Source organism: Shewanella sp. K8, assembly GCF_028823715.1.
GTDB lineage: Bacteria > Pseudomonadota > Gammaproteobacteria > Enterobacterales > Shewanellaceae > Shewanella > Shewanella algae.
The window spans coordinates 45,688-69,549 of record NZ_JAPEHY010000023.1 but is presented as its reverse complement, the minus strand read 5'-3'; the positions used below and the strand labels follow the sequence as shown (position 1 = coordinate 69,549).

General features: G+C 52.4%; 24 protein-coding genes and 1 tRNA gene. 15 read left to right on the top strand and 10 right to left on the bottom strand.

What is annotated here, in order from left to right:
* The first annotated feature begins 26 nt into the window (after positions 1–26).
* Positions 27–641 carry a riboflavin synthase subunit alpha gene (locus ON072_RS13500; protein WP_107004797.1) on the top strand — a complete coding sequence of 205 codons (615 nt, stop codon included), beginning with the start codon at positions 27–29 and terminating at the stop codon, positions 639–641.
* A gap of 64 nt (positions 642–705) precedes the next feature.
* On the opposite strand, the gene ON072_RS13495 is transcribed toward ON072_RS13500, so the two are convergent.
* Positions 706–906, bottom strand: coding sequence for a CPXCG motif-containing cysteine-rich protein (locus ON072_RS13495; RefSeq protein ID WP_025009725.1), 201 nt, complete (start codon positions 904–906; stop codon positions 706–708).
* Positions 907–1,176: 270 nt separating this feature from the next.
* Here ON072_RS13495 and thrS point away from each other — a divergent pair, with 270 nt between their 5' ends.
* From thrS to rplT, 4 genes are all read left to right on the top strand, one after another.
* On the top strand, positions 1,177–3,105 hold the full coding sequence (gene thrS / locus ON072_RS13490; protein WP_044734468.1) for a threonine--tRNA ligase: 1,929 nt from the start codon (positions 1,177–1,179) through the stop codon (positions 3,103–3,105).
* Between the two features lie 3 nt (positions 3,106–3,108).
* The gene (gene infC / locus ON072_RS13485; protein ID WP_037436578.1) at positions 3,109–3,651 is read left to right on the top strand and encodes a translation initiation factor IF-3; all 543 of its coding nucleotides are present in this window, start codon (positions 3,109–3,111) and stop codon (positions 3,649–3,651) included.
* An 84-nt stretch (positions 3,652–3,735) separates the two neighbouring features.
* Positions 3,736–3,930, top strand: coding sequence for a 50S ribosomal protein L35 (gene rpmI / locus ON072_RS13480; RefSeq protein WP_025009728.1), 195 nt, complete (start codon positions 3,736–3,738; stop codon positions 3,928–3,930).
* Positions 3,931–3,947: 17 nt separating this feature from the next.
* Positions 3,948–4,307, top strand: coding sequence for a 50S ribosomal protein L20 (gene rplT / locus ON072_RS13475; protein ID WP_025009729.1), 360 nt, complete (start codon positions 3,948–3,950; stop codon positions 4,305–4,307).
* A gap of 141 nt (positions 4,308–4,448) precedes the next feature.
* Here rplT and trxB read toward each other — a convergent pair whose 3' ends face one another.
* Positions 4,449–5,402: a thioredoxin-disulfide reductase gene (trxB, locus tag ON072_RS13470; RefSeq protein ID WP_274626068.1), complete on the bottom strand. Its 954-nt coding sequence runs from the start codon at positions 5,400–5,402 to the stop codon at positions 4,449–4,451.
* A 142-nt stretch (positions 5,403–5,544) separates the two neighbouring features.
* Entirely contained in the window at positions 5,545–6,660 is a 1,116-nt protein-coding gene (gene ald, locus ON072_RS13465; protein ID WP_025009730.1) for an alanine dehydrogenase, read from the bottom strand.
* A gap of 180 nt (positions 6,661–6,840) precedes the next feature.
* Here ald and lrp point away from each other — a divergent pair, with 180 nt between their 5' ends.
* The 7 genes from lrp to ON072_RS13430 all read left to right on the top strand — a co-directional run bounded on the left by lrp (position 6,841) and on the right by ON072_RS13430 (position 13,936).
* Entirely contained in the window at positions 6,841–7,344 is a 504-nt protein-coding gene (lrp, locus tag ON072_RS13460) for a leucine-responsive transcriptional regulator Lrp (RefSeq protein ID WP_025009731.1), read from the top strand.
* A gap of 210 nt (positions 7,345–7,554) precedes the next feature.
* Positions 7,555–10,161 (top strand): DNA translocase FtsK, encoded by a 2,607-nt coding sequence (locus ON072_RS13455; protein WP_144130975.1) that lies wholly within the window; start codon positions 7,555–7,557, stop codon positions 10,159–10,161.
* Between the two features lie 18 nt (positions 10,162–10,179).
* On the top strand, positions 10,180–10,794 hold the full coding sequence (gene lolA, locus ON072_RS13450) for an outer membrane lipoprotein chaperone LolA (protein WP_071238143.1): 615 nt from the start codon (positions 10,180–10,182) through the stop codon (positions 10,792–10,794).
* Between the two features lie 2 nt (positions 10,795–10,796).
* Positions 10,797–12,128 (top strand): replication-associated recombination protein A, encoded by a 1,332-nt coding sequence (locus ON072_RS13445; protein ID WP_071238144.1) that lies wholly within the window; start codon positions 10,797–10,799, stop codon positions 12,126–12,128.
* Positions 12,121–12,495, top strand: coding sequence for a fluoride efflux transporter CrcB (gene crcB / locus ON072_RS13440; RefSeq protein WP_025009735.1), 375 nt, complete (start codon positions 12,121–12,123; stop codon positions 12,493–12,495). Before ON072_RS13445 ends, crcB begins: the two co-directional genes overlap by 8 nt.
* An 18-nt stretch (positions 12,496–12,513) precedes the next feature.
* Complete coding sequence (gene serS / locus ON072_RS13435) at positions 12,514–13,800, top strand: serine--tRNA ligase (protein WP_274626067.1); 1,287 nt, start codon at positions 12,514–12,516, stop codon at positions 13,798–13,800.
* 13 nt (positions 13,801–13,813) lie between these two features.
* Positions 13,814–13,936, top strand: coding sequence for a hypothetical protein (locus ON072_RS13430; RefSeq protein WP_025009737.1), 123 nt, complete (start codon positions 13,814–13,816; stop codon positions 13,934–13,936).
* A gap of 61 nt (positions 13,937–13,997) precedes the next feature.
* Here ON072_RS13430 and ON072_RS13425 read toward each other — a convergent pair whose 3' ends face one another.
* From ON072_RS13425 to punR, 6 genes are all read right to left on the bottom strand, one after another.
* Positions 13,998–14,336, bottom strand: coding sequence for a TusE/DsrC/DsvC family sulfur relay protein (locus ON072_RS13425; RefSeq protein WP_025009738.1), 339 nt, complete (start codon positions 14,334–14,336; stop codon positions 13,998–14,000).
* A complete protein-coding gene (gene tusB / locus ON072_RS13420) occupies positions 14,330–14,611 on the bottom strand; it encodes a sulfurtransferase complex subunit TusB (RefSeq protein ID WP_044734474.1) in 282 nt (93 codons plus the stop codon). Before tusB ends, ON072_RS13425 begins: the two co-directional genes overlap by 7 nt.
* A complete protein-coding gene (tusC, locus tag ON072_RS13415) occupies positions 14,611–14,967 on the bottom strand; it encodes a sulfurtransferase complex subunit TusC (RefSeq protein ID WP_025009740.1) in 357 nt (118 codons plus the stop codon). The genes tusB and tusC overlap by 1 nt, the downstream gene beginning before the upstream one ends.
* On the bottom strand, positions 14,967–15,356 hold the full coding sequence (gene tusD / locus ON072_RS13410; RefSeq protein ID WP_039032967.1) for a sulfurtransferase complex subunit TusD: 390 nt from the start codon (positions 15,354–15,356) through the stop codon (positions 14,967–14,969). Before tusD ends, tusC begins: the two co-directional genes overlap by 1 nt.
* Positions 15,357–15,414: 58 nt before the next feature.
* On the bottom strand, positions 15,415–16,074 hold the full coding sequence (locus ON072_RS13405; protein WP_261752505.1) for a Bax inhibitor-1/YccA family protein: 660 nt from the start codon (positions 16,072–16,074) through the stop codon (positions 15,415–15,417).
* Between the two features lie 147 nt (positions 16,075–16,221).
* A complete protein-coding gene (punR, locus tag ON072_RS13400; protein ID WP_028779875.1) occupies positions 16,222–17,124 on the bottom strand; it encodes a DNA-binding transcriptional activator PunR in 903 nt (300 codons plus the stop codon).
* Between the two features lie 128 nt (positions 17,125–17,252).
* On the opposite strand from punR, the gene punC reads away from it, so the two are divergent.
* From punC to ON072_RS13385, 3 genes are all read left to right on the top strand, one after another.
* On the top strand, positions 17,253–18,494 hold the full coding sequence (punC, locus tag ON072_RS13395) for a purine nucleoside transporter PunC (RefSeq protein ID WP_261752506.1): 1,242 nt from the start codon (positions 17,253–17,255) through the stop codon (positions 18,492–18,494).
* Positions 18,495–18,575: 81 nt separating this feature from the next.
* A tRNA-Ser gene (locus ON072_RS13390) sits at positions 18,576–18,666 on the top strand.
* A gap of 595 nt (positions 18,667–19,261) precedes the next feature.
* Entirely contained in the window at positions 19,262–20,938 is a 1,677-nt protein-coding gene (locus tag ON072_RS13385; protein WP_261752507.1) for an Hsp70 family protein, read from the top strand.
* Here ON072_RS13385 and ON072_RS13380 read toward each other — a convergent pair.
* Positions 20,932–23,862, bottom strand: coding sequence for a J domain-containing protein (locus tag ON072_RS13380; protein ID WP_261752508.1), 2,931 nt, complete (start codon positions 23,860–23,862; stop codon positions 20,932–20,934). The two genes, ON072_RS13385 and ON072_RS13380, sit on opposite strands and share 7 nt — an antisense overlap.

The window sequence follows — 23,862 nt, the reverse complement described above, 5'->3', positions numbered from 1 at the left end:
GCCCTAACAACTAAGCGAGTGAGAAAATGTTTACAGGTATTGTTCAAGCCAAGTGTGAAATCTTGGCGATCGAGAAAAAGCCCGGGCTAAATACCCTCGAAGTCGCTCTGCCTCCCGCCTTGCGCGAGGGATTGGAAATAGGAGCGAGTGTTGCCAACAACGGTGTTTGCCTGACGGTAACCCAGCTTGCTGATGATAGGGCGTTTTTCGACGTAATGGAAGAGACTCTGGCGGTGACTAATCTGGTCGGACTAAGGGTTGGTGACAAGGTTAACATAGAGAGGTCACTCAAGTTTGGTACCGAGCTTGGGGGTCACATTCTTTCCGGCCATGTGCATACCCAGGCGCAGTTGGTGCATCTGGATATCAGTGACAGCCATTACAATATGCAGCTGGAAGTGGCCGAAGAGTGGTTGAAGTACATCTTCTATAAGGGCTTTATCGGTATCAATGGATGTAGCCTCACCGTTGGCGAGGTCAAAGGCAATCGCTTTATGTTGCATCTCATTCCTGAGACTCTCAGACTGACCAATCTAGAGGACTATCGGGAAGGGGATAGGCTGAATATCGAAATTGACAGTCAGACCCAAACGATAGTGGATACGGTCGAGCGCGTACTAGCTCAACGACACCAGGCTTAATTGTCGCCGATACACTTAATTCGCGGCCGCACTCGTCCTATATAAGCAGCCTGAAACGGGGTTTTCAGTAGAGCTGTTCGTCATCGCCATCGACGTACAGCTCTATCATGTGCCTTTGGTCATTGATGTGCATCCGCATATGGATAGGGTTGCAACATACCCGGCAATCATTATAGAACTCCTGATCGCCGCCGCTGGCGTCGAGCTCCACCTTTTGATGGTGGCCGCAATGGGGGCAGCAGATAGTCTGACTCTTGAGTTGCATGGCTTCCTCCTTTGTCCGGTAGCGCTATGCCCTTTGGACGATAGAACCTCATATCACAACACAGTTCAAGTATAGCCCCAGGCTGTGAGCAAAAGCTTGTCCCTTGAGTGTTTTTGGGTTGCGCAGGCAAGGGCTTATCCCGTAAAATTGCCAGCCTGCCCGGCGGAGACCTTAAGGCTCCTGTACTGCCTTAACCCAAGGGCTAAACACTTTTTTTAATTGATAACCAAGTGGCCCTACGTGTGGGTCACCACTGGACAAGGAATTTTCATGCCTGTAATTACACTTCCCGATGGGAGCAAACGCGAGTTTGCCAACCCAGTCTCTACACTCGATGTTGCTGCTGATATTGGTCCCGGTCTGGCGAAAGCCTGTATTGCCGGACGAGTCAACGGCGAGTTAAAAGATGCCTGTGATCTGATCGAAACAGATGCAGAACTGTCGATCATCACGGCCAAAGATGAAGAAGGGCTGGAAATCCTTCGTCACTCTTGCGCACACTTGTTGGGTCATGCGATCAAACAGCTGTGGCCTGAAACCAAGATGGCGATTGGTCCTGTTATCGATAACGGCTTCTACTATGACATCGACCTGGAACATAAACTGACCCAGGAAGATCTGGAGAAGCTGGAAAAACGCATGCTGGAACTGGCCAAGACCAACTATGACGTGGTCAAGCGTGTGGTCAGCTGGCAGGAAGCCCGTGATACTTTCGAGTCTCGCGGCGAGCCTTACAAGATGGCGATCCTGGATGAGAACATCAGCCGTGATGCCACGCCGGCGCTGTATCACCACGAAGAATACACAGATATGTGTCGCGGTCCCCATGTGCCCAACATGCGTTTCTGTCATTTCTTTAAGCTGATGAATGTTGCCGGTGCCTACTGGCGCGGTAACTCAGACAACAAGATGTTGCAGCGTATCTATGGTACTGCCTGGGCCGACAAGAAAGCGCTCAAGACTCACCTGACCCGTCTCGAAGAAGCGGCCAAGCGTGATCACCGTAAAATCGGCAAGCAGCTGGATCTGTACCACATGCAGGAAGAAGCTCCTGGTATGGTGTTCTGGCACAACGACGGCTGGAGCGTATTCCTTGAGCTTGAGCGTTTTATTCGCCAGAAGCTGAGCCAGTACGACTATCAGGAAGTGAAAGGTCCACTGATGATGGACCGCGTGTTGTGGGAACGTTCCGGTCACTGGGATAAATACGCCGAGGCGATGTTTACAACCAGTAGTGAGAACCGCGAATACGCCATCAAGCCGATGAACTGCCCCGGCCACGTACAGATTTTCAATCAGGGCCTCAAGTCCTATCGCGATCTGCCGCTGCGGATGGCCGAGTTCGGCTGTTGTCACCGTAACGAGCCTTCGGGTGCCTTGCACGGTCTGATGCGGGTTCGTGGTTTTACCCAGGACGATGCGCACGTATTCTGTACTGAAGAGCAGGTGCAATCCGAAGTCAGCAAGTGTATCAAGATGGTGTACGACACCTATTCCACTTTCGGCTTCAGCAATATCGTAGTTAAACTTTCTACCCGTCCAGAGAAGCGTATCGGTGACGATGCCATGTGGGACAGGGCAGAAGAAGCTCTGAAACAAGCGCTGCGCAGCAACGATATCGAATTTGAAATACTGCCAGGTGAAGGTGCCTTCTACGGCCCTAAAATCGAATTCACTCTGCATGACTGCCTGGATCGCGCCTGGCAGTGCGGTACAGTGCAGCTCGATTACGCCTTACCGGGACGCCTGGGCGCGACTTATGTCGCCGAAGACAACAGCCGTCAGACTCCTGTGATGATCCACCGTGCGATTTTGGGCTCTTTGGAGCGATTCCTCGGTATCCTCATCGAAGAGTTCGCGGGCCGCTTCCCAACCTGGCTGGCTCCTATGCAGGTTGTTGTTATGAACATAACAGACAAACAAGCTGATTATGTTGAAGAAGTAGTCGAATTCTTCAAGGAACAGGGCATACGCGCCTCTAAAGACTTGAGGAATGAAAAAATAGGCTTTAAAATACGCGAGCACACTTTGAGGCGGGTTCCTTATTTGCTGGTCATAGGTGATCAGGAGATGGAAAATCGGGAAGTCGCTGTGCGTACCCGAGACGGGGTGGACTTAGGCAAGATGCGAATCGATGATTTCGCCGCTAAGGTCAAGCAACAAATTTCACTCCGTAGTCTTGAATTGTTGGAGGATTAGGTCATAAAGATCAAAAAATCAGCAGGCCGTCAGGCGGCCCCGAATAGAATCAATGAAGAAATTACCGGCGTACCTGAGGTACGTTTGAATGGCGTGGATGGTGAAGCCATTGGTATCGTCAGCATCAAAGAGGCTCAGGAAGTAGCCGATGAGGCAGGTCTGGATCTGGTTGAGATCAGTCCTAATGCTGAGCCGCCTGTATGCCGTATCATGGACTACGGTAAATATCTGTTCGACAAGGCAAAAGCCCAGAAAGAACAGAAGAAGAAGCAGAAACAGATCCAGGTGAAGGAAGTTAAATTCCGCCCTGGTACTGATGAAAACGACTATCAGGTAAAACTACGCAACCTGATTCGTTTTCTGGAAGATGGAGACAAAGCGAAAGTTACGCTGCGTTTCCGCGGACGCGAAATGGCACACCAGAACCTGGGTATGGATCTTTTGAACCGTATCAAGGGCGATCTGGAAGAGTATGCGGTTGTTGAATCTTTCCCGAAAATGGAAGGTCGACAAGCCATCATGGTGCTGGCGCCCAAGAAGAAATAGCAGGGCAATCCTGAAAAGTAGCAAAGGTCTACGGGCCTTTGCTCGCCTTGCGTTTTATTAATGTCCCAATGCGGAGTTTTAGTAATGCCTAAAATGAAAACCGACAAGGGTGTAGCGAAGCGTTTTAAGAAAACCGCCAATGGTTTCAAGCGTAAGCAAGCCCATCTGCGTCACATCCTGACCAAGAAGAGCACCAAGCGTAAGCGTCATCTGCGCGCCAAGTGTTTAGTTGCCAAAGCTGACGTGCCTATGATCGCACGCCAACTGCCATACGCTTAATTAGGAGGAATTGAAAAATGCCAAGAGTTAAGCGTGGTGTAACTGCACGAGCTCGTCACAAGAAAGTTCTTAAACTTGCCAAAGGTTACTACGGTGCCCGTTCACGTACTTTCCGTGTAGCGGTACAGGCCGTAACCAAAGCAGGTCAATATGCTTACCGTGACCGTCGCCAGAAGAAACGTCAATTCCGTCAACTGTGGATTGCACGTATCAATGCGGCTTCTCGTCAGAATGGTCTTTCATACAGCCGTTTCATCAACGGTCTGAAAAAGGCGTCTATCGAAATCGATCGTAAGATTTTGGCAGACATCGCTGTATTCGACAAAGTAGTGTTTGCTACTCTGGTAGAAAAAGCGAAGGAAGCACTGGCAAACTAATCTCTCAGGAGATAAGTTGTAGTTGCTGTTAAAAAGGGACCTAAGGTCCCTTTTTTCATGCCTGTGATTTGCCTATGCTTTAATGCCTCAGACAAAAAAGCCAGTCATCAATGACTGGCTTTTTCAGTATATCGGCAGAGCTTATTTCTGGGCATCCAGGAAGCGCTCGGCATCCAGAGCCGCCATACAACCGGTTCCGGCTGAGGTGATGGCCTGACGGTAGTGCTGATCCATCACATCGCCGGCGGCGAATACGCCTTTGACGCTGGTCTGGGTGGCATTGCCGTTGAGGCCGCTTTCGACCTTGATATAACCGCCATTCATCTCCAACTGGCCTTCGAAAATACCTGTGTTGGGGCTGTGGCCAATGGCGACAAACACCCCGGCCACTTCCAAATCGGAAATACTGCCGTCTTTGGTGCTCTTCATCTTGAGTCCGGTCACGCCCATGGCATCGCCGGTCACTTCATCCAATGTCTTGTCCAGGTGCAGAACTATGTTGCCGTTTTCGACTTTGTCCATCAGACGATCGATGAGAATTTTCTCAGAGCGGAAGGTATCGCGGCGATGGATCAGGTGCACTTCGGCAGCTATGTTGGAAAGATAGAGTGCTTCTTCAACAGCCGTGTTACCACCGCCGATAACGGCCACTTTCTGATTGCGATAGAAGAAACCGTCACAGGTGGCACAAGCAGATACACCACGGCCCTTGAAGGCTTCTTCAGATGGCAGACCGAGGTACTTGGCGGATGCGCCTGTGGCTATGATCAGCGCATCACAGGTGTACTCACTGTTGTCACCTTTCAAGGTGAAAGGGCGCTGTTGCAGATCCACTTCATTGATATGGTCGAAGATAATTTCGGTATCGAATTTCTCGGCATGCTTTTGCATCCGTTCCATCAGCGCAGGACCTGTCAGGCCTTCGGCATCGCCGGGCCAGTTTTCGACTTCGGTCGTAGTGGTTAACTGACCACCCTGCTGGATACCTGTGATCATCACAGGCTTGAGATTGGCGCGGGCAGCATAAACGGCTGCGGTATAGCCTGCGGGGCCTGATCCCAGGATCAAAAGATTACAATGTTTGGCTTGGCTCATTTTATTCTCCGTGCCTTGGCAAATTGCAGCGATTGTAGGTAATTTACCCCTAAGGGTAAAGCGCCAGGAATAGAATCTTCAAGATTGACTTAATCGAAAAAAAGGAGCCCAGAGGCTCCTTTAAAGCGATTAGTTGATTTGCTTACTGTAACAGTTCGCTGGCAGCGGTATAAGCCATATTGTGGGCTTCGGCGACTTCTTTACAGGTGATCTTACCGTGCATCACGTTAAGACCATTCAGCAAGTGCTTGTCAGACAAGAGCGCGTCGCGGTAACCCAGACGGGCCAGCTTGAGAATGTAGGGCAGGGTAGCGTTGTTCAGGGCAAAGGTAGAAGTACGTGCCACGGCGCCCGGCATATTGGCTACACAGTAATGCACTACATCATCGACGATATAGGTAGGATCCTGGTGAGTTGTGGCATGAGAGGTTTCCACACAGCCCCCCTGATCTATGGCGACATCCACTATGGCGGCCCCAGGCTTCATCTTCTTGATGTGCTCACGGGTAACCAGCTTGGGCGCTGCCGCGCCGGGGATCAACACGCCACCTATGACCAGATCGGCCTGCAATACATGCTTTTCAATGGCATCGGCCGTAGAGTAGATAGCCTTGACCTTGGAGCCGAACTGAACATTCAAACGACGCAGCGCGTCGATGGAGCGATCAAGCACCACTACATCGGCACCCATGCCCACCGCCATTTGCGCCGCATTGGTACCTACCATGCCGCCGCCGATAATCACAACTTTAGCAGGTTCAACCCCTGGGACTCCGCCGAGCAACATGCCCAGGCCGCCCATAGATTTTTCCAGCGCCATGGCACCGGCTTGGATGGACATGCGTCCGGCCACTTCTGACATGGGGGCCAGTAAAGGCAAGCCACCACGGTCATCAGTAACCGTTTCATAAGCGATACAAACAGCGCCGCTGTTGACCAGTTCTTCAGTTTGGGGCAGATCGGGGGCAAGGTGCAGATAGGTAAAGAGGATCTGGTCATGGCGCAGCATGGCACGTTCTACGGCCTGTGGCTCTTTGACTTTGACTATCATCTCAGCCTTGGCAAAAACCTCGGCGGCCGTGTCCAAAATAGACGCCCCGGCATCGATATAGTCCTGATCGGTAAACCCAATCCCATTACCAGCATTCGTTTCGATAAAAACCTGATGACCATGCATAGTCAATTCGCGTACGCTGGAAGGTACCATACCCACGCGATACTCATGGTTTTTGATTTCCTTTGGAACACCAATTATCATTTTCGAGCCTCAATATACTAAAAAACCCACTTTTAATGGGCATAATTGTTATTTTATAGTGACCTGAACGTGATCAATTCAGGAAAGTCTAGTATAGTATTGCCCGGGCAGATTATGCTGCTAAACTTCCGACATACGCAAAATTAAATGTTGTTTTAGTGATAAAACAAGGTTAAAAATATGGTAAATAATAAAAAGAGTCCTGTAAAAGACTTGGATCGTATCGATCGTAACATTCTTAATGAACTGCAAATTGACGGTCGCATTTCCAACGTTGAGCTTTCCAAACGTGTTGGTTTGAGTCCAACTCCCTGCCTTGAACGCGTCAAGCGTCTCGAAAAACAAGGTTACATTAACGGCTATACCGCACTGGTTAACCCGCACTTTTTGGGCGCATCCTTGTTGGTATTTGTCGAGATCACCCTCAACCGGGATACTCCGGAAGTCTTCGATAAGTTTAATCGCGCCGTGCAGCTTTTGGATGATATTCAGGAGTGCCACCTGGTATCGGGCGATTTCGATTATCTGCTGAAGACACGGGTATCCGATATGTCTGCCTATCGTAAATTGCTGGGCGAAACCTTGCTGAAGCTGCCTTCAGTGTCCGACACCCGTACCTACGTGGTGATGGAAGAGGTGAAGCAGACCAGCAAAGTGGCCATCAGTATTTCTGCTGAAGCCTAAACCTCGATTGTTAACGAGGGTAAAAGGGAGCCACAATGGCTCCTTTTTTGATCTCGGTTGTTTACTTTTTATCCCAGGCGGCGAGGCAGCATAAAAAAATGCCGCTATCCACTTGCTTTTAGAGGCTTTCGAAGGCTTATTCGCTGCACATTCAGGTTGATTCTGGTATCTTAAATCCATCTGTTTTTCGTTTGCTTATGGAAATCGCATTTGTCTCAGGGAAATAGCGTCAGAACCCTCAGCGGCCTACAACGTCTGCTGGAAGGGGGGCTTATTCTGTGCTGCATGGTCGCCATCTATATATTGTTGGCGCTTGGCAGCTTTCATCCCGGTGATCCGGGCTGGAGTCAGTCTAACTATCAAGGGGAGATCGAAAATGTCACCGGTGCCGTAGGTGCCTGGCTGGCCGATGTCCTGTTCTATTTCTTTGGCTATACCGCCTATCTTATTCCGATCATCATTGCCGGAACCGGTTGGTTGATCTTCAGGCGTGCCCACAGACTGCTGGAAGTGGATTACTTTTCGGTCGGCTTGCGCCTGATTGGCTTTCTGTTGATGGTGCTGAGTCTGGCAGCCTTGGCCAGTATGAATGCCGGCGATATCTATGAATTTTCGGCCGGTGGTGTGGCCGGGGATGTAATCGCTCAGGCTATGCTGCCTTACTTCAACCAGTTGGGTACCACACTGCTGCTGCTTTGCTTTGTCGGCGCGGGTTTTACCCTGCTGACGGGAATAAGCTGGCTTACCATAGTCGAGCTCACCGGCTTGGCAACTATCTGGTGTTTTCGCAAGCTCAAGCAGTTGCCTGCACGTCTGTCAGGCCCGAAAGAAACCGAAGATACCCGCGGTTTTATGTCGGTAGTGGACAAGTTCCGTCGCGAGCGCGATGAAGTTGAACCAGAAGAAGTGCTCGAGGAAGATGACGATGAAGAGGTTATTGAAGCCCCCGTTAAGAAACCCGGGCTGCTGAGTCGTTTCCGTAAAAAGGATAAGCAAGTTCAAGAGAGTGAAGCGGCGATTGCCGATGACAAAGCCGACATAGAGCCTAAGCGTCAGGGCAGGGTAGAGCCGGTGCTTTCTGCAGGTGTTGCCGGAAGTGCGACTGCCAAGGCTGCGGGTATTTCTCCGGACAATGCCGAAGACACGCCACCTTGGCAAGATGAAGCTGAAGGAAGCGAGACTATCGACTTTGATAAGCGGGTCTCAACCGGTGCCATCAGCCATAAAGAGCGGCAATTGAAGGCCCAGAAGGCCAGAGTCGAAAACGGCATTATCATTTTGCCCGGTGAAGAGGGAGCTGCCAAGGAGAGTAAGCAACCCATGGATCCTTTGCCGAGTATCTCACTACTGGATGTGCCTAATCGCAAGAAAAACCCTATCAGTGAAGAAGAGCTGGATCAGGTAGCGCGTTTGGTGGAAAGCAAACTTGCAGACTTCAACATTACCGCGCAAGTGGTTGGTGTCTATCCAGGTCCTGTGATTACCCGCTTTGAGCTGGACTTGGCCCCTGGGGTCAAGGCTTCAAAAATCTCTAACCTATCCAAAGATTTGGCGCGTTCGCTGCTGGCAGAAAGCGTGCGGGTGGTTGAGGTTATTCCGGGTAAGGCCTATGTGGGGCTGGAACTGCCCAACAAGTTCCGCGAAACCGTATTTATGCGTGATGTGCTCGACTGCCAGGCGTTCAAGGACAGTAAATCCAATCTCACTATGGTGCTGGGACAAGACATTGCAGGCGATCCGGTCGTGGTGGATTTGGCCAAGATGCCGCACCTTTTGGTGGCAGGTACTACAGGCTCGGGTAAGTCGGTTGGGGTCAACGTGATGATCACCAGTCTGCTGTATAAGTCCGGCCCTGAAGATGTGCGCTTTATTATGATAGATCCCAAGATGCTGGAGCTTTCTGTCTATGAAGGTATTCCGCACCTCTTGTGTGAAGTGGTCACGGATATGAAAGAGGCCGCCAATGCGCTACGCTGGTGTGTCGGTGAGATGGAGCGGCGTTACAAACTGATGTCGGCGCTCGGGGTACGTAACCTCAAGGGCTTCAATGCCAAAATCGCCGAGGCCAAGGCTGCCGGCGAGCCGATTTACGATCCTATGTGGAAGTCCAATGAAAGCATGGAAGATACGGCACCTGAGCTCGACAAGTTGCCCTCGATCGTCGTTGTAGTGGACGAATTTGCCGACATGATGATGATAGTCGGCAAGAAGGTGGAAGAGCTGATTGCCCGTATCGCCCAGAAAGCCCGCGCCGCCGGTATTCACCTTATTCTGGCAACCCAGCGCCCGTCTGTGGATGTGATAACAGGCCTTATCAAGGCCAACATCCCTACTCGAATCGCTTTCCAGGTTTCTTCCCGTATCGACTCGCGCACCATTTTGGATCAGCAGGGCGCCGAAACCTTGCTGGGGATGGGTGATATGCTCTATCTGCCCCCGGGTACCGGCGTGCCTAACCGAGTTCACGGCGCCTTTGTGGACGATCACGAAGTGCATGCCGTGGTTGCCGATTGGCATGCCCGCGGTAAGCCTCAGTATATTGATGAAATACTGCAGGGTGCCAGCGACGGCGAGCAGGTGTTACTGCCCGGTGAAGCACCTGAAGGCGGCGATGATGAGCTGGATGCGCTCTACGATGAAGCCGTTGCTTTTGTTACCGAAACCCGCCGCGGCTCTATCTCCAGTGTGCAGCGCAAGTTCAAGATAGGCTATAACCGCGCCGCCCGCATCATAGAGCAGATGGAGCTTCAAGGGGTTGTTAGTGCCCAGGGGCATAATGGTAACCGCGAAGTATTGGCTCCACCACCGCCAAGATAAGACAGATTTGAGGTATAGATGAATAAAAGCATTATGTTTCTTGCTCTGGCCGTCAGCCTACCTGTAATGGCCGATGATGCCGGTGTGCTCAGAGAAAAGCTGGATGCCATCGCCGGCTTGAAAGCCGACTTCCAACAGCAAGTCACAGATATCAATGGCAAGCTTATTCAGCAAGGCAGTGGCGAGCTCGCCTTGGCGCAGCCGAATCAGTTTTACTGGCATCTGCAGCAGCCGGATGAATCTGTGATTGTCGCAGATGGCAAAGACGTTTGGATTTATAACCCGTTCGCCGAGGAAGTGAGCGTACTGGCGCTGGAAAATGCCATTGCCGCTTCGCCCATGACGCTTTTGGTGCGCCGCGACGAGGCCAGTTGGGCTCGCTATAACATCACTCTGGATAAAGAGTGTTTCCAGATAGCACCCAAAACAGAAGAGGCCGGAGTACAACAGGTCAGCGTCTGTTTCAACGATGACACTTTGACCCGACTGGCACTGAAAGACACTCAGGGTAATTTCAGTCAGTTCAACCTGAGCGAGCAACAGCCGCTGACAGATAGCGACAAGAGATTGTTCCAATTTGAGGTTCCCGAAGGCGTTTCCATTGACGATCAGCGCCCGGGGCAGGAAGGTTAACCTTGTCCAGCCTGAGCTTTGATTTTGCCCCCGACTTTCGGCCCCTGGCTGCAAGAATGCGTCCGGCGACGCTGGAGCAATATGTCGGTCAGCAGCATCTGTTGGGACCTGGGCAACCGCTGAGACTGGCATTGGAGGCCGGCAAGGCCCATTCCATGATGTTCTGGGGGCCGCCGGGTACCGGCAAGACTACGCTGGCAGAGCTGGTTGCTCATTATGCCAACGCCCATGTGGAGCGAATATCTGCGGTCACATCCGGGGTGAAAGAGATCCGCTCGGCGATAGAACACGCCAAAAACGTGGCGCAATCGCGCGGCCAGCGCACCTTGCTGTTTGTCGATGAGGTACACAGATTCAACAAGAGCCAGCAGGATGCCTTTCTGCCTTTTATTGAAGATGGCACAGTAATTTTTATCGGCGCCACCACAGAAAACCCTTCGTTTGAAATCAATAACGCTTTGCTCTCCAGAGTGCGGGTATATCTGATTAAGCGTCTCGATGAAGCCGAGATTGCTACCATAGTGACCCAGGCGCTTGCTGATGAAGAGCGTGGCCTAGGCAAACGCCGGTTGCAGATGCCACCTGAGCTGATGGCCAAGTTGGCGACTCTCGCCGATGGCGATGCCCGCAAGGTTCTCAACCTGGTAGAGCTGATGAGTGACATGCTGCCGGATGGCGGTAGTTTTACCGAAGCCATGCTGGTGCAGGTGGCCGGTGAGCAGTTGGCGGGGTTCGATAAGAATGGCGATCAGTACTACGACCTGATCTCAGCCGTGCACAAATCGATTCGCGGCTCGGCGCCGGATGCGGCGCTCTATTGGTTTTGTCGCATGCTGGAAGGGGGCTGCGATCCTCTGTATGTCGCAAGACGCCTGCTGGCGATAGCCTCTGAAGATGTGGGGAATGCCGACCCTACCGCGATGACAGTCGCCCTCAACGCTTGGGACTGTTTTCACCGGGTCGGCCCGGCAGAGGGCGAGCGCGCCATAGCGCAGGCGATTGTTTATCTGGCCTCGGCGCCCAAGAGCAATGCTGTGTACACAGCCTTTAAGGCGGCCAGGCAACTGGCCCGGGAAACCGGCCAGCAGCCTGTACCCATGCACTTGAGAAACGCGCCGACCGAGCTGATGAAATCCATCGGCGCAGGTGAGGGCTATCGTTATGCCCACGATGAGGCCAATGCCTACGCCGCCGGCGAATGTTATTTCCCCGAAGCGTTGGCCGATAGCCGTTTTTATTATCCGACTGAGCGGGGGTTTGAGAAACGGATCCGCGATAAGTTGGCGCAGCTTTGCCAACTCGACAGTCAAAGTGAGAACAAAAGGTATGATTAATCTGACCGTTGTTGCCCTTGGTGGTGCAACCGGCGCAGTTTTGCGCTACCTGATATCGATATTTGTGCTCCAGCTATTTGGCAGTGGTTTTCCTTTTGGTACACTGGCTGTTAATGTACTTGGCTCATTTCTGATGGGGATGATATATGCACTGGGGGAACTCAGTCATATCAGCCCTGAGATCAAGGCGCTGGTCGGTGTCGGATTTCTTGGTGCACTGACAACCTTCTCAACTTTCTCAAATGAAACCTTACTGCTGATACAGGGAGGTGAATTGCTAAAGGCATTTCTGAATGTGGCGTTGAACCTGGGACTGTGCCTGGCCATGGTTTACCTGGGACAACAGCTGATTTTTTCACGTGTATAACTGATAAGACAAGTAGACATGTTAGATCCAAAATATCTGCGTAATGAACTCGCAACAACTGCGGAGCGTTTGGCGACCCGCGGTTTTATCCTCGATGTAGACAGGCTGACCAAGCTGGAAGAAAAGCGCAAGTCGCTGCAGGTGGAAACCGAAGAGCTGCAGGCCAGTCGCAATGCCATCTCCAAGTCCATAGGTCAAGCCAAGTCCCGCGGTGAGGACGTTGCCCCTATCATGGCGCAGGTAGGTGATCTCGGCAGCCAGTTGGACAGCAAAAAACAAGAGCTGAGTGCACTGCTTCAAGAGCTGGACGCTATTGCCATGAGCATTCCCAACTTGCCGGATGAATCTGCTCCCGTGGGCGCAGATGAAAACGACAACGTGGAAATCCGCCGCTGGGGCACGCCAAGAGAGTTTGACTTTCCGGTAAGAGATCATGTGGATCTCGGTGAACAGCTCAAAGGACTGGATTTCAAGAATGCCGTAAAGGTAACGGGTTCACGCTTTATCTTTATGCAGGGCCAAATTGCCCGTATGCACCGCGCTCTGGCGCAGTTCATGCTGGATTTGCATACCCAGGAGCACGGCTACGCGGAATGCTATGTGCCTTTACTGGTCAACGAAGCCAGCCTCAAGGGCACAGGCCAACTGCCCAAGTTTGGTGAAGATCTGTTTCACACCAAACCGGCCACAGAGGAAGGTCAGGGGCTTAGCCTGATACCAACCGCAGAAGTGCCGCTGACCAACCTGGCCCGCGATACCATACTGGATGAAGCCGAGCTGCCAATCAAGTTGACTGCTCACACACCATGCTTCCGCAGTGAAGCCGGCTCTTACGGTAAAGATACCCGCGGCCTTATCCGCCAACACCAGTTCGACAAGGTCGAAATGGTGCAGTTGGTGAAGCCGGAAGATTCGGAAGCTGCATTGGAAGAGTTGGTCAGTCACGCTGAAAATGTACTGAAGAAGCTGGGGCTGCCGCACAGAACTATCGTCCTGTGTACCGGTGATATGGGCTTTGGTGCCGCCAAGACCTACGACGTTGAAGTCTGGGTTCCGGCTCAAAATACCTACCGTGAGATCTCTTCCTGCTCCAACGTGCGTGACTTCCAGGCGCGGCGCATGCAGGCCCGTTATCGCTCCAAAGACGACAACAAGCCCAAGCTTATCCACACTCTGAATGGCTCAGGACTGGCGGTTGGTCGTACTCTGGTAGCCATTTTGGAAAACTACCAAAATGCCGATGGCAGTGTCACAGTACCTGAAGCCCTGCGCAGCTATATGGGTGGCATTGAAAAAATAGGTTGATGGGTGAGGTCATATGGATAAAGGTCAGCGCTACCTGCGCTGGCTTGCCTACGTGGCCGTCATCGCAGTTTTTTCTGCCCTGTTTTTAGCCACGCTCGGCAAGGCAGCCATGCTGGTATATGAAAATTTAAAATAGTTATTCAAATAGTAAGAAGCCCCGAGAACCGGGGCTTTTTTGTGTGCAGAATCGAGTAGCTTTAAATACACTTGGCCGGTTTGGGCAGCCCGGCAATCTTGGTTGCCTGCTTGGCCGGCCCCATCGGGAACAGGGTGTAGAGGTACTTGGAGTTACCTTTCTCCGGCCCCAGTGCCTGGCCGATTGCCTTGACCAAAACCCGAATAGCCGGGCTGGTCTTGTATTCAAGATAAAAGTTCCGCACAAAGTTAACCACTTCCCAGTGGGCATCGGTCAGCTCTATCTCTTCGCCTGCGGCGATGACAGGCGCCAGCTCGGGCGTCCAATCGGAAACCTGCTTCAAGTATCCTTGAGGATCGGTCGCTATCTGCTTGTCATTGAATTGAATGAAATCTACCACGAAATAACCTTTGTATGAGCCAATGTCAGCGCTACCAGCGCCGGATAATCCAACTGTTCATAATTGGAGAGAAAGTCCTCGAGCCCGCGGGCTTTGACGTCATCGGCCACCAGCACCACTTTAAAAGGGGACAGTGCCATGGCCCATTGACGTTTCAGCAGGGCGCTTACTGCATCGCCTGCCAGCAGAAACACGTCTGTCTTGCCGGCATATCTCAGTGCGCAGGACAGCGCAGTGTCGCGCGCCGCCGATGTTTGTATTTGGTGTAATATCATCAGAAAACCATGACCTCATCGGCATCGAGCAGGGCCTGGCGGATCTGCTCGTTATCACAAATGGTGGCAGGAATAACCAGTTCGGTGCGGCCAAGTCCCAGCTCCTGCAGCGATTGTTTGCAGACCAGTACCGTCTCTATGTCATAGAGGGGCAGCGCACCCAAGGTGGCGATATAATCCTTGCAGCCGATAAGCTCAGGTTGCTGTTGCTTCAGCAGCGTAAGCACGCCTTCATCGGTAAATATCAGGCTCACCTCTTGTTCGAAACTGGCGCTCAGCAGCGCCAGATCAAGGCCTTCGCGGCCGGAAGCCGACCCATGCGGTGCTCGGCGAAAAATAATGGCTAATTTCTTCATTAAAAACTCACCAGACGATCACTCTTTTCAAGCCCGGTGACCAACTCGCCAAGCCCCCCCATGGTAAACCCAGCGGCGAGATTGGCACTCGCTTTGGCGTTATCCTTGGCATCCTGTGCTGAAAGCACACCGCGGCGCAGGGCGGCAGAGACGCAATTCACCAGATTAAGCTGCCACTCCTTTGCCAGCTGCTGCCAGGCGGCAGTTAAGTCCAATTCGTCAGACGCCGGCGCGCATAGCGCATTGGACTGGCTCACCCCATCCTGATAAAAGAATACGCAGTGAACCTCATGGCCTGCTTGCAGGGCAGCCCGGGTATATTTGAGTGCATGGAAGCCGGCCGCCGGGCCGTAGACACTGCCATTCACCATAATAATAAGTTTGCTCATACCAAAAAAAATGACCCTGAATTAGGGCCATTTTAACCTATTTTCCGTCCCGAGGGGATCAGTCATCACCACCGGCACCCATCAGATGCAGCAGGCTGATAAACAGGTTGAGAAAATCCAGGTACAAGGCAATGGTGGCGCGAATATAGTTGGTCTCACCACCATTGACGATGCGGCTGGTGTCAAACAGGATAAAGCCTGTCATCAAGAGGGCGATACCCGCATTGACTGCCATAAATACCGCGCCGTTACCGACAAAGATATTGATCACCGCAGCGGCTATGACGACCACCAGACCGGCAATCAAGAAGCCGCGCATAAAGGAAAAATCTTTCTTGGTGGTCACGGCATAGGCCGACAGGGCGACGAAGATGGCTGATGTCAGACCAAAGGCCTGAATAATCAGCTCAGGGCCGTTACTCATACCGGCGTAATGATTGAGGATATAACCCAGAGACGCGCCTTCCATACCGGTAAAGGCAAATACCCAAAAGATCACGGCGGCGGATTCCGCTTTTCTCAGGGTGACGAACAGCAGCACCAAGCCACCGATGGAAAGTCCCAGTGACATCATGGGGCCGATACCCATCGCCATGGCGATGGCGGCACATACGGCTGAAAAACCTATGGTCATTGCCAGCAGCATGTAGGTGTTTCTGAGCATTTTATTCACTTCCATAGTGGAAGTTTGGCTCGAATAAAGGGTTTGCTGAGTCATTTGCTTCTCCGAAGGTTGACTGACATAGCCCGGGTTTGGCGATCCGGCTAGTTTCCATGTTAGAGCAGTTTAAACCGTATATGGTTCCACTGCAGGTTTCCTGTTATAGATTGTGCCATTAAACACTGAATCTTTTATGAATTAAAGTCAGGCGAGCCACTCTCTGTGCAGTTTTTCGGTATCGCCCAGATAATCCAGTACCCATTTGAGCGCCGGCGACATCTTGTTGGCATTCCACGCCAGGCAGCAGGAGCTTGCAGCCAGGGGAGTGGCCAGCTGTTTTTCCACCAGGGCACCGGCGCGAATAAAGGGGCTGGCCAGGTGTACCGGCATGTAACCTATCCCCAAGCCTTCACGGAAGCAGTTGATGGCGCGGATCCAATCCGGCACCACCAAGCGGCGCTGATTGTCCAGCAACCAGGTGTGGCGCTTGGGGATCTCTCTTGAAGTATCGTCCAGGCAAATAGAAGGAAAGGGCCTGAGCTCTTCATCTTCCAGTGGCCGGTCGATAGCGGCCAAAGGGTGGGACTTGCTCACCAGAAATGCCCACTCGATATCGCCCATGTCTCTGTGATGGTAGGCGCCGCCGACCGGGATGGCAGTGGTGGCGCCAATGGCAACATCGCTGCGACCGGTAGACAAGGCCTCCCAGACACCGTTGAACACCTCAATGCGGATGATCAGCTCCACATCGGTGAAGTGACGATAGAAGTCGGCAATCAGCACACTGATCCTGTCTGCCCTGACGATATTGTCCAAAGCGATGGATAACGTCGGCTGCCAACCATTGGCTACCCGCTGGGTTTCCCGTTTCAGGTCGTCCAGTTGCTTGAGCATAATCCTGGCTTCCTTGACAAAGTGAGCGCCGGCCGGCGTCAAACTGACGCTGCGGTGATGACGCTCAAACAGCACGACTCCCAGTTCTTCTTCAATCTGCTTAATGGCATAACTCACGGCGGATGGCACCTTGTGCAACTTGTTGGCTGCGGCGGTGAAACTGCCAAGGTGAGAAACAATATCGATAAGTTGCAACGATTGTTCAGAAAGCATGGCGATTCCTTGCTGTGAGATTATTTGAAAGCATAGGTCAAAAATAAACGTTTCACCTCGATTGAGCAAGGCTTTAGACTGCTCCGGCATTCATATTACTTTTGTCTTAAGTTGTAATCAGGTTGTATATGACTCTTAAATATTTCATGTTTTTATGCTATCTCGCGCTCCTGAGCATGTTGGCTTTCATCGCGACCGACATGTATCTCCCAGCATTCAAAGCAATTGAAAGCTCGCTTGGTGCCAGCTCATCTCAGGTGGCCATGTCCTTGACCTCTTTCCTGGCCGGATTGGCCTTGGGGCAACTGCTTTACGGCCCTTTGGTGCAGCGTTTCGGTAAACGCAATTCACTGTTAGGTGGCTTGGCGCTGTTTGCCCTGGCGACAGTCAGTATAGGTTTCAGTGACAATATCATCATGCTCAATTGTGCCCGTTTCTTTCAGGCGATTGGCGTTTGCAGTGCTGCCGTTATTTGGCAGGCTTTGGTGGTAGAGCAGTATGATGCCAAAGATTCACAGCGCATCTTCTCCAACATCATGCCCTTGGTGGCCTTGTCACCGGCCTTGGCGCCTATTCTCGGCGCCAAGGTGCTTGGGCATCTGGGCTGGGAAGCGATTTTTTTCATTTTGGCGGCGACGGCAACGGCATTGATGGCGCTGACTATGGTGTTGGTGAAGCCGGCAAATGAAGGCGCTTCCAAAGCTGAAGAAAAAGTGGCCTACAAGGCTTTTTTCAACAACACAGGTTATTTGGGCAATGTGCTCATCTATGGTGCTTGCTCAGGGGCTTTCTTTGCCTATCTGACACTCTGGCCGATAGTGATGGAACAGCACGGTTATGAAGCAGACGCCATAGGTTTAAGTTTTATTCCGCAAACCATCATGTTTATTGTCGGTGGCTATGCCAGTAAGCTGCTTATCCGCAGAGTAGGCAGCGAGATGACGCTTAAGCTGTTGCTGGCGCTGTTTGGTTTGTGTGTGTTGGCGATTGCTTTGGCGACTTTGGTATTCAAGGCGCAAACCATCTATCCATTGCTTATTGCATTTTCTGTGCTGGCCGCGGCCAATGGTGCCATTTATCCGATAGTGGTTAACAGCGCACTGCAGCATTTCAGTCAATGCGCCTCCAAAGCGGCCGGGCTGCAAAACTTTTTACAGATCACCTTGGCATTCGGAGCATCAAGCCTGGTTGCTGTGTGGGCCACGGCCGGGGAAACTGCTATTGCCTGGGGGATCCTGGGTTGTAGTGCGCTGGTATTTGCTGGCTATAAACTGCGTCAGTTTGCCGGCTGGTCGCAGGTGGGGGCAGGTTTTACCAAGCCGGATCCCGCGCGTTTGGCGCTGCATGCAGAGGAAACGCCCAAAGACTGAGTGCAGATTGAGCAAATAGATAAGGCCGTGACATTTTCTGCTTTACAGTCTCATATCCTCGCTATAGTATTTGCAGCGTTCGGAGGGGTGGCAGAGTGGTTGAATGCACCGGTCTTGAAAACCGGCATGGGTTTATAGCCCATCCAGGGTTCAAATCCCTGCTCCTCCGCCATATTCAGAGAAGCCCGCTTGTGAAAACAGGCGGGCTTTTTCGTATCTCAGTTTTGATGATTGCTATTAGTCAGGTATAGGCGGTTAGAGAATGGCGGGTTTATAGCGCCGTCATGAAGGGCTCAAATCTCTGCTCCTCCGCCATATTCAGGGAAGCCCGCTTGTGCAAACAGGTGGGCTTTTTCGTATCTTATTTTGATGATAGCGATTAGCCAGGTATAGGCGGTTAGAGAATGGTGGGTTTATCGCGCCGTCATGCAGGATGCAGAACCCTGCTCCTTTGCCATATCCAAAGAGAACAGGTTTTGTAAACTGGCGGGCTTTTTCATGTCTGCTCTCCATATCTATTCAAGTTGGTCGTATTCAGAAGACCGTTAGAATTATCGCAGTTATCAGCCTTATATCTTGGTTTTCCCCCAAAGAACTCTATTGGTATTTCCCTGGTTGTCTGCACCCGGGACAGGTGGATCAATAATCCTTCGTCTTTGTTGGTTTTTCGGTATTTAACTTGTTGCTTTGTCGAACTTTAGGCATAGTGTGGGCGCTGGAAATTCCCCGGCGAAGATGGATAAGCAGGAAAAGGAAGGAGTTAGGTGATGGATAAGCCTGAAGTACCCGCAATCGGCATAGATTTGGGCACCACCAACAGCGCCATTGCGCTTTGGCTCGACGGTAAGGTGCAGATGATCCCCAATGCCTTGGGAGAGGATTTAACCCCGTCGGTCGTCAGTATCGATGAGGATATGCACCTATTGGTTGGTCGTCCGGCCGCCGAACGTTTAATGACTCATCCACGCAATACTGCCGCCATATTCAAACGTTTTTTGGGCAGTGAGAAACGCTATCGCCTCGGAGGTCAGGAGTTCAGCCCCACTGAGCTTTGCGCCATCATACTCAGTACCCTCAAGGCCGATGCTGAAGCCTATCTTGGGCACGCCATTAAGCAAGTGGTGATTTCTGTGCCGGCTTACTTCAATGATCAGCAGCGCAAACAAGTGCATACGGCTGCGGAGCTGGCCGAGCTGGAAGCGGTACGCCTTATCAATGAACCCACAGCCGCCGCCATGGCTTACAGCTTACACGAGTCCCATAGCCGACGTTTCCTGGTGTTTGATATAGGTGGTGGTACCTTCGATGTCACCATTGTCGAGTTCCAGGATGGCATAATAGAAGTTCGCGCTTCGGCCGGTGATAACCGTCTCGGTGGTGAAGACTTCACTCAAGATCTGCTCGATGGCGTGTTGCAAAAGCTGCAGCTGGAGCGTGAAAGCCAATCTCTCAAGTACCTCAGTCAGCTCTATTACGCTTGTGAAAATGCCAAGCGTCACAGTAATGGCCAGGGAGCCCGGGTCTGTTTGAGTGGCGAGCAGGATATCAACCTCGAGTTCGACGGCCATGAGCTGGAAAAGATCTGGCAACAGACGCTGAACCGGCTGCGAAAACCGCTGAGCCAGGCACTTGCCGACGCCAGATTACAACCCGAAGAGATAGATGAACTCATTCTGGTGGGTGGTGCCAGCCGTCAGCATCATGTAAAGCAGGTCGCTACCAGGTTACTGGGCCGCTTTGGCCGCCAGGAGCTGGATCCCGACCGGGTGGTGGCCATGGGCGCAGCCATTCAGGCCGCCTGTCGTTTGCGCGATGAAGCGGTAGAGGAGCTGATCCTCACCGATGTTTGTCCCTTCAGTCTGGGGATCCGGGTAGAGAGCAATGGCCAGTCCGGGGTGTTCAGTCCCATCATAGAACGCAACACTGTGGTGCCGGTATCGCTGGAGCAACGCTATTACGCCGGTCATGAAGAGCAGAGCCAGGTGTGTATCGCCATCTATCAGGGAGAGAGCCTTTGGGTTGCCAATAACCTGCACATTGACGATCTCGATATCGATATTCCAACCGGGAAAGGGTTGCAATCGGTGGATGTCAGATTCAGCTACGATATCAACGGTATGCTTGAAGTGGATGTCACCATCACCAGCACAGGAGAGGTACACCAGAAAGTGATAGATCGCAGCCCGACCGGGGTATCGGAAGACGATAGACAAGCCAGCAGGCAAAGGCTTGCCAGATTGAAAGTGCATCCCCGCGAGCAATTACCCAACCTCAACCTGACGGAAAAGTTACATCGCATGTATGAGGAATGCCTGGGAGGCGAGCGGCGTCAGATAGAACACTGGTTGCTGAGTTTTGAACAGGCTCTGGCCTCCCAGGATGAACACTATATTCGTGATGTGCGCCAGGCAATTCAAAATGCACTGGCGCACTGGGATCAATAAACAATTTCCTCCAGGGTAATTCTTCTGGGTTCTTTAAAACTCTTCGGCCAGCCGTGACGCATTGAAGACGCGGCTTGTGTGCCTGCGGCCGCCAGCAGGTGGCCAAGAAGCAGTGGCAGCGCCCACCAGAAGCTGTTACCCACCAAGGCCAACACTATGGCAAAGGTGCTCCACACCCCATAGTTGCGGGCGCCTTTAGATGTCTGGCGGGTACTGCAGATCCTGAATACCATAAACAGGTTAAAGGCCAGGAACACCAAGAGTTTTCCTTTATGAGCCTCGAGTTGCTGCACTATGGACATGGGGTCGAGCAGTGAGGCTGCGCTGTCGGGATAGATGGGGAATACGAAAAAGCCGTGCAGTGCCACCAGTAGTGCCCAGACAAAAAGGCGCTTGCCGCTGTGCAGATTAAAGCGTTGCGGCGCTTTCTCTCGGTCGTCACTGATGACCTGGTTGAGCTTATCTTCCAGCAGTTGGCACAATAGCTTGGCGGTGTTTTGTCTGTCACCGGCAAGCTTGGGTTGCGACTTGTGAAAGTCCTCTACCAAGGTGCCATTAAACCCCGAACGTGAGATGTCATTGGCCAACAAGGCTATGCAGTAACAGGCCGGATAGACATAGTCTTTGGCTTCTTTTTTCGCCGCACAGGCATCAATGGCTTCCGGATGAATGCCCCGTTCCCAATCATCATTCAGCAGACCATAGGCCAGGGTATTGTCGTCGTAGTAATACTCTTCGAAATTGATATTTTGCTCTTTCAGCTGCCCCTGAAGCTTCTCCAGTTGTGGCGTAGTGACATAGCGCCAGCTATTACTGGCGTTGGGGTGATATCTCAGTGCCGCCCAGAGTATCAGGGTATTGTGTATATCGTCAGTGGTTTCAACCCTGCGATTGATCAAGGCTCCGAGTGCCGTCAGTTGCTCGGCATCAATCTGTTGCCAGAGCTCTTCATCGCTTAAGCTTGATTGCGCCAAGCGCTCGACCTGGTTGCGCAGCTCTATGCAAAACACAAACTGCTTGGGCCAACGCATGACGGCTTCGGCAATCAGCGGCGAGATGCTTTGCGGATCCGCACACGTCTGCCAAGCCAAGGCAAAGGGAGTGTCCTTGATTGGCTGCGGCAACTGCGTCAGTGAAAGTGCCTGACGCATCGCCAAGCGATGGCTGATTTTGCTCCATGGCAATGAATAGTAGAACTCTGCCCACTCCAGGGCGATATCCGGTTGAGAACTTTGCTCCTTGGCGGCTTGCTCGCCGTTTTCAGCGTCCGATGAATGCTCAAATGCTGACAGCAATGGCTGACGTACCCCCTCACGTTGCCAGATCAGCATGCCAAACAGACTGGGATTTTCCGTCAGCAGTGACAGCCATTCTTCGGCTTCGGCTCTTTGACACAAGGCCTGCAGCCAGCTATCCGGCAGCAGGGGATGGCGCTGGCCAACTTGCAGCCACTCCTCGGGCGTGGGTTGGCTGAAGGCCTGGGCATCGGGCGCAGGCATAGTAAACCAGTTGGTCTGGCCATAACCTGCCGCCAGCGTTTCAAACACGGCATGCTTGGGTCTATTGGCGAGGATCTCTGTCGCAATGCCGCAAAGTAACTCGCCGAGATAATGCCAACCGGCTTCCACGCGATCGCAAGCCGGCAATTGAGCGAACTGTTCAATCTGTTGCCAACTGCCCAGCTGACATGCCCAGAACAATCTCGCCAACGCGCCTTCATAACCGGGCAAGGACTTCAGCGGCAATATGGTGTGGGGCATAGCGCCTTCGTTGAATACCGTCTTGTACAGCAGTTGCTCGATGAAATCCGCCTCTTGGGGTTCATCAAACCAGCACTCTTCAAAGGCGGCCGATATTCGCCAGTTCCCGCCTTGCTGACAGGCCAATGCCTTAAACCAAAGTGCCAAACGCGGCGTGCTCGGCAGATACCAGTTTTCCAGATGTTCGGCCAATAGCTGAGGCAGCTCGGCTTGCTTGAGTTCATCGGCGAGTTTGAGTGCTAAGGATTCCTTACCGCAGCGGCGGCTGATCTCGGCCAGCAGCACCAAATCTTCGCCCCAGAGTTCGCCTTGCTGCAACACAAAGTCACATAACTCAAGCAACTGTTCCACGGGCCAATTCAGGTTTAACGCTCTGATAACCCTGAGTTGGACAATCGCAAGCGCAGGGTGCAGCACGCCGCAGACATGACCGCTAAAGAACAACATGCGGATCTGTGGGAAATCACAGTCAAGCAGTGCATTTTGCAATGGTTGATAGTAGCTTTGGATGGCGATTTGAGTCGCATTATCCTGCGTCGCCAACCAGTCCAGCGGCGCAGGGCTCGGCCGCGAAATCCACCAATCGAAAAAAGCCGCCCTTTGTTGCTGCGCCTTATCGCCCCGCTCAAGTGAGCTCCACTCCAGTGCATGCCACAAATGACTGATAATTTGTCCTGGCAGCCAGCGCCAATTGAGTATCTCCGCCTGAACCCACTGTGACAGCTGGGCTTGGCAGGAAAGAGAGCTTTGGCCGACACGCTCGGCCCACTGATACCAGTGTTCATTGTCAAAGCGCAGGCGCTCATTGGCCAACATGCTCATCAGCTGCTGGAACAGACTCTCCGGGGTTTCAACCTGGGCTTTGGCAGCTGTTTGCTGGGTTTCCGGCGGCTGGGTCCGGTAGCTGTAATCTTGCGGCTTAGACTCTTGTTGCGGCAATGGTTGTGCCTTGGCCGCTGCGGGCGAGGGCGTATTCAGCTCCAGTGGTTTGGGCTGGGTTGCCGGGCGGGCCGCAGCCAAGGCTTGTTCGTAGGCGCTGCGCAGTGCTCTGAAGCCTTCCGGGTTATCCTCCGGGTGACAGTCGCGGAGCTGGGTGCGGTAAGCCTGCTTGATGGCTGTTTCATCTTGGGTGGCGGTGATACCGAGTATTTGCCAGATATCCAT

Excerpts from the sequence above, each read along its gene's own strand:
- ON072_RS13500 (WP_107004797.1), top strand. The coding sequence starts at position 27 with ATGTTTACAGGTATTGTTCAAGCCAAGTGTGAAATCTTGGCGATCGAG.
- ON072_RS13495 (WP_025009725.1), bottom strand. The coding sequence starts at position 906 with ATGCAACTCAAGAGTCAGACTATCTGCTGCCCCCATTGCGGCCACCAT.
- ON072_RS13405 (WP_261752505.1), bottom strand. The coding sequence starts at position 16,074 with ATGACTCAGCAAACCCTTTATTCGAGCCAAACTTCCACTATGGAAGTG.
- ON072_RS13430 (WP_025009737.1), top strand. The coding sequence starts at position 13,814 with ATGGATAAAGGTCAGCGCTACCTGCGCTGGCTTGCCTACGTGGCCGTC.
- tusC (WP_025009740.1), bottom strand. The coding sequence starts at position 14,967 with ATGAAGAAATTAGCCATTATTTTTCGCCGAGCACCGCATGGGTCGGCT.
- punR (WP_028779875.1), bottom strand. The coding sequence starts at position 17,124 with ATGCTTTCTGAACAATCGTTGCAACTTATCGATATTGTTTCTCACCTT.
- crcB (WP_025009735.1), top strand. The coding sequence starts at position 12,121 with ATGATTAATCTGACCGTTGTTGCCCTTGGTGGTGCAACCGGCGCAGTT.
- ON072_RS13385 (WP_261752507.1), top strand. The coding sequence starts at position 19,262 with ATGGATAAGCCTGAAGTACCCGCAATCGGCATAGATTTGGGCACCACC.
- ON072_RS13380 (WP_261752508.1), bottom strand. The coding sequence starts at position 23,862 with ATGGATATCTGGCAAATACTCGGTATCACCGCCACCCAAGATGAAACA.
- trxB (WP_274626068.1), bottom strand. The coding sequence starts at position 5,402 with ATGAGCCAAGCCAAACATTGTAATCTTTTGATCCTGGGATCAGGCCCC.
- lrp (WP_025009731.1), top strand. The coding sequence starts at position 6,841 with ATGGTAAATAATAAAAAGAGTCCTGTAAAAGACTTGGATCGTATCGAT.
- punC (WP_261752506.1), top strand. The coding sequence starts at position 17,253 with ATGACTCTTAAATATTTCATGTTTTTATGCTATCTCGCGCTCCTGAGC.
- tusB (WP_044734474.1), bottom strand. The coding sequence starts at position 14,611 with ATGATATTACACCAAATACAAACATCGGCGGCGCGCGACACTGCGCTG.
- rpmI (WP_025009728.1), top strand. The coding sequence starts at position 3,736 with ATGCCTAAAATGAAAACCGACAAGGGTGTAGCGAAGCGTTTTAAGAAA.
- tusD (WP_039032967.1), bottom strand. The coding sequence starts at position 15,356 with ATGAGCAAACTTATTATTATGGTGAATGGCAGTGTCTACGGCCCGGCG.
- serS (WP_274626067.1), top strand. The coding sequence starts at position 12,514 with ATGTTAGATCCAAAATATCTGCGTAATGAACTCGCAACAACTGCGGAG.
- rplT (WP_025009729.1), top strand. The coding sequence starts at position 3,948 with ATGCCAAGAGTTAAGCGTGGTGTAACTGCACGAGCTCGTCACAAGAAA.
- lolA (WP_071238143.1), top strand. The coding sequence starts at position 10,180 with ATGAATAAAAGCATTATGTTTCTTGCTCTGGCCGTCAGCCTACCTGTA.
- ald (WP_025009730.1), bottom strand. The coding sequence starts at position 6,660 with ATGATAATTGGTGTTCCAAAGGAAATCAAAAACCATGAGTATCGCGTG.
- thrS (WP_044734468.1), top strand. The coding sequence starts at position 1,177 with ATGCCTGTAATTACACTTCCCGATGGGAGCAAACGCGAGTTTGCCAAC.